Source organism: Kineococcus sp. AC630, assembly GCF_979255925.1.
In genome coordinates this window covers 205,873-216,685 of the sequence record NZ_CEEDMJ010000007.1, presented here as the reverse complement: position 1 = coordinate 216,685, position 10,813 = coordinate 205,873, and the positions used below count along the sequence as shown (strand labels likewise).

At 73.4% G+C, this 10,813-nt stretch carries 10 protein-coding genes; 8 read left to right on the top strand and 2 right to left on the bottom strand.

Annotation, left to right across the window (positions count from 1 at the left end; translation table 11 throughout):
• Positions 1-452 precede the first annotated feature (452 nt).
• Both AC0I8G_RS09930 and AC0I8G_RS09925 read right to left on the bottom strand, forming a co-directional pair.
• Positions 453-1,640 carry an MFS transporter gene (locus AC0I8G_RS09930; protein WP_471729760.1) on the bottom strand — a complete coding sequence of 396 codons (1,188 nt, stop codon included), beginning with the start codon at positions 1,638-1,640 and terminating at the stop codon, positions 453-455.
• Entirely contained in the window at positions 1,637-2,044 is a 408-nt protein-coding gene (locus AC0I8G_RS09925; RefSeq protein ID WP_471729759.1) for a MarR family winged helix-turn-helix transcriptional regulator, read from the bottom strand. Before AC0I8G_RS09925 ends, AC0I8G_RS09930 begins: the two co-directional genes overlap by 4 nt.
• A gap of 177 nt (positions 2,045-2,221) precedes the next feature.
• Here AC0I8G_RS09925 and AC0I8G_RS09920 point away from each other — a divergent pair, with 177 nt between their 5' ends.
• The 8 genes from AC0I8G_RS09920 to AC0I8G_RS09885 are packed head-to-tail and all read left to right on the top strand — an operon-like array spanning position 2,222 to position 10,808.
• Positions 2,222-3,001, top strand: a complete 780-nt coding sequence (locus AC0I8G_RS09920) for a BtpA/SgcQ family protein (RefSeq protein WP_471729758.1) — start codon at positions 2,222-2,224, stop codon at positions 2,999-3,001.
• A gap of 29 nt (positions 3,002-3,030) precedes the next feature.
• On the top strand, positions 3,031-4,209 hold the full coding sequence (locus AC0I8G_RS09915) for an SIS domain-containing protein (protein WP_471729757.1): 1,179 nt from the start codon (positions 3,031-3,033) through the stop codon (positions 4,207-4,209).
• A complete protein-coding gene (locus AC0I8G_RS09910) occupies positions 4,202-5,068 on the top strand; it encodes a carbohydrate kinase family protein (protein ID WP_471729756.1) in 867 nt (288 codons plus the stop codon). Before AC0I8G_RS09915 ends, AC0I8G_RS09910 begins: the two co-directional genes overlap by 8 nt.
• Positions 5,065-5,787, top strand: coding sequence for an aspartate/glutamate racemase family protein (locus AC0I8G_RS09905; protein WP_471729755.1), 723 nt, complete (start codon positions 5,065-5,067; stop codon positions 5,785-5,787). The genes AC0I8G_RS09910 and AC0I8G_RS09905 overlap by 4 nt, the downstream gene beginning before the upstream one ends.
• The gene (locus AC0I8G_RS09900) at positions 5,784-7,304 is read left to right on the top strand and encodes an amidohydrolase family protein (protein ID WP_471729754.1); all 1,521 of its coding nucleotides are present in this window, start codon (positions 5,784-5,786) and stop codon (positions 7,302-7,304) included. The genes AC0I8G_RS09905 and AC0I8G_RS09900 overlap by 4 nt, the downstream gene beginning before the upstream one ends.
• A complete protein-coding gene (locus AC0I8G_RS09895) occupies positions 7,301-8,206 on the top strand; it encodes a polysaccharide deacetylase family protein (RefSeq protein WP_471729753.1) in 906 nt (301 codons plus the stop codon). Before AC0I8G_RS09900 ends, AC0I8G_RS09895 begins: the two co-directional genes overlap by 4 nt.
• Positions 8,203-9,951, top strand: coding sequence for an oligopeptide/dipeptide ABC transporter ATP-binding protein (locus AC0I8G_RS09890; protein ID WP_471729752.1), 1,749 nt, complete (start codon positions 8,203-8,205; stop codon positions 9,949-9,951). The genes AC0I8G_RS09895 and AC0I8G_RS09890 overlap by 4 nt, the downstream gene beginning before the upstream one ends.
• On the top strand, positions 9,948-10,808 hold the full coding sequence (locus tag AC0I8G_RS09885) for an ABC transporter permease (RefSeq protein WP_471729751.1): 861 nt from the start codon (positions 9,948-9,950) through the stop codon (positions 10,806-10,808). Before AC0I8G_RS09890 ends, AC0I8G_RS09885 begins: the two co-directional genes overlap by 4 nt.
• Positions 10,809-10,813 lie beyond the last annotated feature (5 nt).

Here is a 10,813-nt window from a genome sequence, read left to right as displayed (position 1 = left end):
CGAGTACGAGACCATCATGACCTCGTCGGTCGCTCTGACCGCGTGACGTAGCTGTCACCTGATCATGCAGCAGACCCGAGATCGAACGCCGCGCCAGCAGTCGATGCCCCCGCTCGCCTCGTCAGTCGACGCGGATCGGGATGCGAGTCCCGTCGCTGATGCGTTCACCCGGCAACCCGTGCGCACCCGCGCCGGTGCTGCAGCCCGCGCACCTGGGTGGCGTAGGACGCGGTAGCCCTGACCTGGAGGGCGGCCAGGGCGCGTTCGTCGTTCTCGAGGGCGGTGATGACGTCGATGAGTTCGGCAGGGGCAGGCCGGCGTCGATGCGGAACTCGAGGCCCGCGAGCCGTTCGGCGAGACCGGCCACAGGTCGATGGAAGCCGAGCGGGTCGCTCGCAACAAGAGCACATCACGTGCAGTGCAAGACAAGGACAGACAGCAGGGTTCTTGGTTCAACTGTGCCAGGAGCGTCCGACACGACTGCCCCAGCTTCGCCGGGTCGTCCACAGGATCGCCGCCGCGGCGCTCAGTCCACCGACGACCACGGAGAACCCGGGCGACGTGAACTGCGCGAGGGACCCTGTCCGCAGGTTCCCCAGACCAGGTCCGGCGACCCCGACGACACCTTCCAGCGCGCTCACCCGCCCGAGCACCTCGTCCGGTGTGTGCAGTTGCACGAGGGAGCCGCGCGCGATGACCGAGACCGTGTCGGCGGCCCCGGCCACGACGAGCAGCAGCAGGGACGGTGCAGGGGAGTCGACGAATCCGAAACCGGCCAGGGCGAGACCCCACGCGACGCCGCCTCCGACGACGAAGCGCACCGGCCGCGCCGAGCCGGTGATCCGGGAACTCAGCAGACCCGCGAGCACTCCGCCCACGGCGAGGGCGGTCAGGAGGAAGCCGAACCTCGACGCGTCGCCGAACCGGGCGGCGGCGATCTCCGGGAACACGGCCACGGGCATGGCCAGGACGGTGGCCAGCAGGTCGCAGAGCAGGACGGTCCGCAGCACGGGCCGCCGCCACACCTCCGACATCCCGGCGAACGGCGAGACCCGGGCGGAACTCGCGCGAACTCCCGGCAACCTGCGGAGCAGGAACAGCGCCGTCAGGGACACGATCGCGTCGACGAGGAACGCGGGTGCGGGTCCGGTGCTCGCCAGCAGGAGCGCCCCGAGCACGGGGCCGCCCAGCAGGGCGACCTGGAACGACAGGTGCAGGAGGGCGACCCCCGCGGGGACGAGGTGGTCGGGGAGCAGCCGGCGCAGGAACGTGCGTCGGGCGGGAGCGCCGCACGACGTCGCGACGGTCTGCAGGACCACGAGGCAGAACACGGCGCCGACCCCTCCCCGGGCCGACGCGGCGGCCAACCCCAGCGCGGCGACGGCCGAGACCGCCGTGGTCGCGAGGACGACGCTCCTCCGGTCGAACCGGTCGGCCAGGGTTCCGCCCACGAGGTTGCCGGCCACGGTGGCTGCGGCGCTCGCCGCCCCGACCAACCCCGTCAGCACGGTGTTCCCCGTCTCCGTCTGCACCTGGAACAGCAGGGCGGTGCCGGCGAGCTGGGCGGTCGTCCCCGTCGCGGTGGAGGAGGCCCAGAGGTTCCGGAAACCCCGGTGGCGCAGCGGCCGGAGGTCGATCACAACCGGCGGGCGATCCGCTCGCCGAAAGGGGTGCGGGCCAGGGCCGCGTGCATCTCGTCGACGCTCTGCTGCAGGGGGTGCGCGATCTCGGCCTGCAGTTCGTCCCAGGCCGCCTCGGTGGCCCGCCACTCCGCGTCCAGGAAGTCCACGACGGAACGTGCCGCGTCGGTGAGGTCGACGCTCCGGGTCCGGGCGTCGGCGCCGGGGGAGGAGCGCACCAGGCCTGCCGTCCGCATCGCCGCGACGGTCTGGCTCATCGCCGACTGGGTCACGTCGACGGCGCCGGCGAGGGCCCGCACCGTCATCGGCCCGGCGTGGTGCAACCGCAGCAGCGGGAGGACGAACCGCGGCCGGACGTGCCCCATTCCGCGCTCGACGTAGAGCCGGGCGATCTCGTCGTCCATGGCGGCAAGCAAGCGCAGGACGGGTTTCGGGCCGGAGGGTTCCAAGGTCGGGTCGGAAGGTGTCACAGCACTGATACAACAGCACTGTCACACCTGGCGGCAACCCGCCGAACGGGAATTCCAGGTGTTACGCAGATGAAACCTCCACGAAACCTCTCCTGGTATACCGTCCAGCTCGTGTCCTCCTCGTTCCGCCTCGTCGGGGTCTTGCACCTGCCGCCGCTGCCCGGTGCCGTCAACTACGCCGGCACTCCCGTCCGCGAGATCGCCGCTCGCGCCGTCGAAGATGCCCTTGCCCTGCAACGGGCCGGCTTCACCCACGTGATGGTCCAGGACGCCAGCGACATGCCGCAGGCCGTCCGGGTCGACGCTCCCACCGTCGCCGCGCTCTCGGTGGTGGGTGCCGCCGTGACCAACTCGGTATACCTCCCCGTCGGGGTCGTCGTGGGCCACAACGACGGACCGAGTGCCGTCGCGATCGCCCACGCCGTCGGAGCCAGGTTCGTGCGGGTGAAGGTCCTCACCGGGGTCTCGATCGGCCCGACCGGCTGGATCGAGGGCTGCGCGCACGACGTCGCCGCCGTGAGGCGGCGGATCGGCGCCGACGTCGAGGTCTGGGCCGACGTCCACGAGGCCACGAGCCTCGCCCTCGCCTCCACCCCCGGGTGGGCCGCCCGGGAGGCCCGGGACTTCGGCCGCGCCGACGTCCTCGTCGTCACCCGCGACAGCGGCGTGCCCGACGCCCTCACCGACATCGCCGAGCTGCGCGAGCTCGTCCCCGACGTCCCCTTCGTCGTCGGCGGGCGCGTCTCCCTCGCCACCATCGACGCCACCGTGGCCGGTGCGGACGGCGCGATCCTCGGCAGCGCCATCAAGCGCTCCAGCGCCCCCGACGCCCGCGTCGACCCCGAGGTCGCCGCCCGCTTCGGCGCCGCACTCCCGACGGGAACCCCGTGAACGACCGAGCCAGCCAGACGGAGCCCCCTGTGACCAGCACGCCCCCCAGCCCCTTCATCGGCCCGGACAGCCCCCTCGACGCCCGCCAGCAGGAGGTCGTCCAGCGCGTCTCCGCCGCCGAGCACGCCTCGATCGTGGCCCTGCCCAGCGACCACCCGCTGGACCCGAAGCGCCGGGCCCGCGACGAGGCCACCTACCCGGAACTCCTGGCCCAGCCGGCACGGATCCGGGAGACCCTCGCCGCCAACGACGCGGCTCTCGACGAGCTCGCCGGGCTGATCGCCGGGCACGACCTCGACCGCGTGTTCGTCACCGGTGCCGGGGACTCCCTCGCGGTCGCCATCGCCGCCCGCCAGACGCTCGAGCAGATGCTCGGCGTCCCCTGCGAACCCGCGCAGAGCCTCGACCTGGCCTACTACCTCGCGCCCCTGCTCACCCCGCGCAGCCTGGTCATCGCCCTCTCCAGCTCCGGTGAGACGACCCGGACCGTCGAGGCCGCCCTGGTCGCCCAGCACGCCGGCGCCCTCACGGTCGCGATCACGAACACCCCGGGTTCGACGCTGGACGCCGAGTGCGGCCGGACCCTGCTGCTCAAGGCCACGCGGGTCGGCTGGCCCACCCAGTCCTCCACGACGGCCCTGGCGCTGCTCCTCGACCTCGCCGTCCGGGTCGGTCGGACCACCGGCCGGCCCGGGGCGGAGGAACTCGCGGCACACCTCGAAGCCATCCCGGACCTCATGGAACGCGTCATCGCCGACGTCGAGGAACCCCTCGCGGTGATCGCCGAACGGGAACGGGACGCCGACACGTTCCTGTTCTCGGCGGCCGGCCCGAGCTGGGGTTCCGCCGTCATCGGCGCGGCCAAGGTCAAGGAGTGCACCCCCGACCACGCCGAGGCGGTCCAGGTCGAGGAGTTCCACCACTACAACTCCCTCAAGGCGGGGGAGCCGATCTGGATCATCGCGCCGGCCGGCCCCTCGGTGCCGCGCGCCGTGCACACCGCCGCCGAGGCCAAGCGGTTCGGGGGTCGCGTCTACGTCATCACCACCGAGGGGGTGGCCGGGTTCGACGAGGTCGCGGACCGGGTGATCACCGTTCCGGCGGTCCCGGAGGCGCTCAGCCCGCTGGTGACCGTCCTCCCCGCGCAGCTCACCGGCTACCTCCTGGCCATGGCTCAGTTCCGAGCAGCGGAGAACCCCGGTGACTGACGCGTCGCTGCTCTGCGTCGGGAACCTCACGATCGACGACCTCGTCATCGACGGACGGGAGACGACCGCCCTCGGCGGCGACGCCCTCTTCGCCGCGCTCGCCGCGCGTCGCACGCTCACCGACGTGCGGATGCTGGCGCCGATGGGTTCCGACCTGCCGTCGACGTTGCTGGGAACCGTCGCGGAACTCGGCATCAGGGTGGAGGCCAGCCGGCCGCGGACCATCCCGACCGTGCGCAACCGCGTCGAGTACGCCGCCGACGGGTCGCGCACCTGGCACCTGCTCTGCGGTGAGGAGGCCTTCGACGTCCTCTCCGTGTACCCCGAGGACGTCACGGGTGACGCGCTGTCCGCGGACGGGATCCTCGTCTCGGCCATGAGCCTGCGTTCCCAGCTCACCCTGGGGCCGTGGCTGCGCGCGCAGACCGGCGCGACGATCTACCTGGACCTGCAGGAGGACTACGTCGCGGGGAACGAGCGGGAACTCCTGGACCTGCTGGCGACCTGCGACGTGTTCCTGCCCAGCGAGGTCGAGGCCGTCGCCCTGGCCGGGACGACCGACCTGGAGCGGGCGGCGGAGATCTTCCGCGACGCCGGCCCGGACGTCGTCGTCGTCAAGACCGCCGAACGCGGCTGCGTGATCGCCACCGCCGACCGGACGGTCCTCCTGCCGACCGAGGCCGTCGTGCCCGTCGACTCCACCGGAGCGGGCGACGCGTTCTGCGGGGGTTTCGCCGCGGCGCACGTCGCCGGTGCCGATCCGGTCGAGGCGGCGGGCGCGGGTGCCGCCGCGGCCCGGGTCGCGATCGGCGGCCACGGCGTCGCCGGTCTCCTCGCCGATCTGGGGAGCCTCGCGTGAGCCACGTCCGGATCCTGAACCCGAACACCAGCGTCGCCATGACGGAGGCCGTGCTCGCGGCGGCCCGTGCCGTCGCCCGCCCCGGCACGCACGTCAGCGCCACCTGCTCCCGCCGCGCCCCCGCCACCGTCGAGACCCACGTCGACGAGGTGTTCGGCGCCGCCGGGATCCTCGAACAGGTGGAACGGGGTGAACGCGACGGCGTCGACGGCTACGTGATCGCCTGCTTCGGGGACACCGGTCTGCCGGCCGCCCGGGAACTCGCCCGGGGACCCGTCGTCGGCATGACGGAGGCCGCGCTGCAGGCCGCCTCGCTGCTCGCGCACCGGTTCAGCGTCATCACCATGCCGCCGCGGACGATCGCCATGACGGACCGCGTCGTGCAGGAACTCGGGTTGGCGCACCGCTGCACCGTCCGTGCCGTCGACGTCTCCGTCGCGGAGATCGAGACCGGCGCCGGGCCCGCCTTCGACGCCTTCGCCCGCGAGGCCCGCGAGACCCTCGTGGCGGAGCGGGCCGAGGCCGTCGTGCTCGGCTGCGCCGGCCTCACCGATCTCGTCGACGGTCTGCGCGCGGCCCTGGGGGTTCCCGTGATCGACGGCGTCGCCGCCGCGACCACGGCGCTCGAAGGGTTGCTCGCGCAGGGCCTCACCACCTCCCGGGCGAACACCTGGGCCGAACCCGTCGGTTCCCCGGCCACGAGCGAGGTGTGGGGATGAGCGTCCTGTTCACCGACGTCCTGGTCTGGGCCCCCGCCCAGCCCTCGGCGATGGTCGGCCCCACCGACCTCCTCGTCGACGGCGACGTCATCGCCGCGATCGGGGAGCAGGCGCGGGGACTCGCCCCCGCCGACGCCCGCACCGTCGACGGCGCCGGCCACCACGTCCTCGTCCCCGGTCTGGTCAACGCGCACTTCCACTCGCCCGCCAACCACCTCAAGGGCGCGTTCCTCAGCCGTCCGCTCGAGACGTTCATGCTCTACGAGTCCCCCGCCGACCCGGCCCTGACGCCGACCCCGCGGGAGGCGTACCTGCGCACGATGCTCGGCGCCCTGGAGATGCTGCGCACCGGGACGACGAGCGTGCAGGACGACGCGTTCCTCATGCCCACCCCGGACCCCGAGATCATCGACGCGGTCATGCAGGCCTACGCCGACAGCGGGATCCGCGCCTCCGTCGCCCTGGACCAGCCCGAACTCCCCGACGCGGACAAGCTCCCGTTCCTGACCGGGGCCGACGAAGGTTTCACCCAGGCGTTGAACACCCCCGCCCCGGCCGCGGCCCCGGAACTCCTCGCGGCCTACGACCACCTCGTCGGGAACTGGCACGGGAGCCACGGCGGCCGGCTCACGGCCGCGGTCTCGATCTCCGCCCCCCAGCGGGTCAGCCCCGAGTACTTCGCGGCCCTCGACGACCTCAGCCGCCGCCACGACCTCCCGTTGTTCGCCCACTTCCTGGAGACCCGGGTGCAACGGGCGCTCTCGGTGCCGGGCACCGGGCAGGAACGCTTCGCCGGCCGCAGCCTGGTCCGCTACACGGCCGACCTCGGGCTGCTCAGCGAGCGGGTCAACGTCATCCACGCCGTGTGGGTCGACGACGACGACCTGGACCTCATCGCCGACGCGGGCGCCGTCGTGGCCCACAACCCCGTGAGCAACCTGCGCCTGGGCAGCGGGGTCATGCCGTTCCGGGCCATGCGCGAGCGGGGCATCCCGATCGCGCTCGGCGTCGACGAGGCGATCTGCGACGACACCGTGAACACCTGGGGCGTCGTCAAGGCCGCGGGGCTCGTGCACAACGTCTCGGGGCTCGACGCCGAGGACTGGCCCAGCACCACCGAGGTCCTCGAGGCCCTCTGGGAGGGCGGTGCGGCGGCCATGCGCCAGACCGGCCGGATCGGTCGCGTCGACGTCGGCGCCCAGGCCGACCTCCTCCTGCTCGACCTGCACGCCCCCGCGTTCACCCCCTTCAACGACCTCCGCGGTCAGCTCGTCTACTGCGAGAACGGCGGCAGCGTCGCCATGACCCTCGTCGCCGGTCGCGTCGTCGCCGAGGCCGGTCGCGTGGTCTCCGTGGACGAGACCGAACTGCTGGCGGAGGCGCGTGAACTGCACGCCGCCCGTCTTCCCGCTCTCCAGCGCACGTGGGCCGCGGCCGACGCCCTGCTCCCGGCCTACGACGCCGTGGTCCGCCGGGCCGCCCGCACCGACGTCGGAATGAACAGGTGGATCGCATGACGCACGACGAGGAGTCTCCCGGCCACGCCGTCTGGGACTACCAGCCCATCACCGCCGCCCCCGGCCCGGACTGGCCGGACGGCCGTCGCCTGGCCGTCTACGTCGCGCTCGGTCTCGAGGAGTACCGGTTCGGCGCGGGCCGCACCGAGGACATCGTCCCCGAGGTCGGCGCCCCCGACCTCGTGAACACCTCGTGGCGCGACTACGGCAACCGCGTCGGTGCGTTCCGGCTGCTGGAACGCCTCGAGCGCGCGGGGATCCCGCCGACCGTCCTGCTGAACACCGCCCTCTACGACACCGCCCCGGAACTCCTCGAGACCGCGCGGCGCCTCGGTGCGGAGTTCGTCGGCCACGGGATCTCCAACTCCGACTCCCTCGAGGGGATGTCCGCCGCCGGCGAGGCGGACTACCTCGCGGCCGTCGCCGCCCGCATCGCGGCGGAGGAGGGAACCGCGCCCGGCGGCTGGTCCAGCCCCTGGCTGACCCACACGACCTCGACGCTCGACAACCTCGTCGCCACCGGGTACCGGTACCTGCTCGACCTGCGCCTGGACGACCGGCCGGTACCGATCGCGACGGTGTCCGGGTCGATCCTCGCCCTGCCCTACGCCCTGGAGGTCAACGACAGCACGACCGTCGTCGGCCGCGGCGCCTCGGCCGGGGAGTTCGCCGACATGATCGTCGACGAGTTCGACGAACTGCTGGAACGCTCCGAGGAGCAACCCCTGGTCATGAGCGTCGTCCTGCACTCGTTCATCTCCGGTGCCCCGTTCCGGTTGCGCGCCCTGGACCGGGCGTTGCGGCACCTGAGCGCCCACCGCGACCGCGTCTGGTTCACCCAGCCCCGGGCGATCGCCGCGCACCTGCGTGCGGCGCAACGGGTCGGGGGAGGAGTCGCGTGAACCCCACGGCCACCGTGCGGGACCTGCACGTGTCCCTGGAACGCGACGGCGTGCGCTCCGAGGTGCTGCGCGGCGTCGACCTCGACATCGCCCGCGGTGAGATCGTCGGCCTCGTCGGGGAGTCCGGTTCGGGCAAGAGCATGCTCGCGCTGAGCGTCCTCGGGCTGCTGCCCGACGCCGCCCGCCCGCACGTCACGGGCGAGGTGCGGGTCTTCGACACCGACATGGCCCACGGCACGGAGACCGCACGGCGCCAGGCCCGGCGCAGTGCGCTCGGGGCGATCTTCCAAGACCCGATGACCTCGCTGAACCCGACGATGCGCGTCGGCCGCCAGATCGTCGAAGCCGGTCAGGACCGTCCGGGGGCGATCGCCCTGCTGGGCGCGATGGGTGTCCCCGAACCCGAACTGCGGTTCCGGGTCTACCCGCACGAACTCTCCGGAGGTCTGCGCCAGCGCGTCATGGCCGCGATCGCGATGGCGGGGCGTCCCGCCCTCGTCGTCGCGGACGAACCGACGACGGCGCTCGACGTCACCGTGCAGGCCCAACTGCTCGACCTGCTGCGCGAACTGCGCGACGACCACGGCTGCAGCGTCCTGCTCATCACCCACGACCTCGGCGTGGCCGCGCAGATCGCCGACCGCATCGCCGTCATGTACGCGGGCCGGTTCGCCGAGGTGGGCCCCACCGAGCAGGTGCTGAACCAACCCTCGCACCCCTACACGGCGGGTCTGCTGCGGTCGCGGCTCTCGCTGCAGGTCGCCAAGGACCGCCGGCTGCCCACGCTGACCGGCGACACCCTGACCCCCGCGGAACGTCTGCACGGCTGCGCCTACCGCGGCCGCTGCCCGCTGGCGGTGGCGCGCTGCACCACCGACACCCCGGACCTCGACGCCTCCCGGCCGAGCGCGGACCACGGCGCCGCGTGCTGGTTCCCGACCGAGGACGTGGCGCGGTCCGTGACCGTCGCGGCGACCGCCCCGGTGCGGGCCGCGCGGGTGTCGGACGACCTCGCGGTGCTCCTCGAGGACGTCGTCTGCACCTACACCGTCGGTCACGGGCGCCGGCGCCGCAGCGTCGAGGCCGTGCGCGGGGTGGGTTTCGGGGTCCCCGCGGGGGAGGCGCTGGCCATCGTGGGCGAGAGCGGCTCCGGCAAGTCGACGATCCTGCGAGCGATCGCGGGCCTCGTCCCCGTCCGCTCCGGGCGCATCACCGTCGCCGCGGGCGGCGCCCAGATGGTGTTCCAGGACGCCGGGTCCTCGCTCACCCCGTGGCTGAGCGTGGGGGAGACGCTGCGGGAACGCCTCGCCCCGCTGCGACTGGGGCGCGCCGAGGCCGACCGCCGGGTCGCGGCGGCCCTCGAGGCCATCTCGCTGCCGGCCTCGCTCGCCCGCTCACGACCCGCGGACCTCTCCGGCGGGCAGCGCCAGCGGGTCGCCCTGGCCCGGGCGACCATCCTGCGCCCCGCCGTGCTGCTCTGCGACGAACCGACGAGCGCGCTGGACGCCTCGCTCGCCGCCACCACCCTGAACCTCATCCGGGACATGCGGGAGGAGCTCGCCATGACCGTCCTCTTCGTCACCCACGACCTCGCGGTCGCCCGGCTGATGGGGGACCGCATCGCCGTCGTCGAAGCGGGCCGGATCGTCGAGCTCGGGGACGCCGACGCGGTCATCGGGAACCCCCGCGAGCCCTACACCCGGGCGCTCGTCGCCTCCGTCCCCGAGATCGGGGTGGTCGCGTGAGCTCCGTCCTGGTCACCCGCCGGCTCACGGTCCCGGTCGTCACCGGCCGCGGTCGCAGCGGCCGTCGGCTCGCCTGGTTCCTCGTCGCCCTGCTGGGCGCGCTGACCGTCCTCGCGGTGTTCGCCCGGTTCCTGGCCCCGGCGGCCCCGATCCAGCCGGTGGCCGCCCCGCAACTGCCCCTCGGGTCGGCGGGCAACCTGCTGGGCACCGACTCCATCGGCCGCGACATCCTCTCCCGCACCCTCTTCGGCCTGCAGACCTCGTGGTTCTCCGCCCTCGCCGTCGTCGCGATCGGGTTGCTCGTCGGTGGGGTCGTCGGGGTCGCGTCGGGGGTGGCCGGCGGCTGGGTCGACACGGTGCTGATGCGCCTCACCGACCTGTTCCTGGCGCTGCCCTCGACGCTGGTCGCCATCGCGCTCGTGGCGGCGCTCGGGCCGGGTCTGCGCAACACCCTGCTCGGGATGTCGATCGTCTGGTGGCCCTACTACGCCCGGTTGATCCGGTCCGAGGTCCGCTCGATCGTCACCCGCCCGCACGTCGAGGCCGCCCGCGTCGCCGGAGTGGGCCGGGCCCGCCTCGTCCTGCGCCACGTCCTGCCGGGGGCGGTCCCCACCGCCGTCGTCACCGCCAGCCTGGACATCGGCAACGTCGTCCTGCTGCTCGCCGGACTCTCCTTCCTCGGCCTGGGACAACCCTCGCCCGCCGCGGAACTCGGGGCGGACACCGCCGCGAACACCCAGCTCCTGCTCAGCGCGTGGTGGGTCCCCGTCGTCCCCGGCGCGGCGGTCCTGCTGCTCAGCCTCGTCGCGAACCTCGCCGGCGACGGCATCCGCACCCTGCTCGGAACCCGGAGGTGAACCCC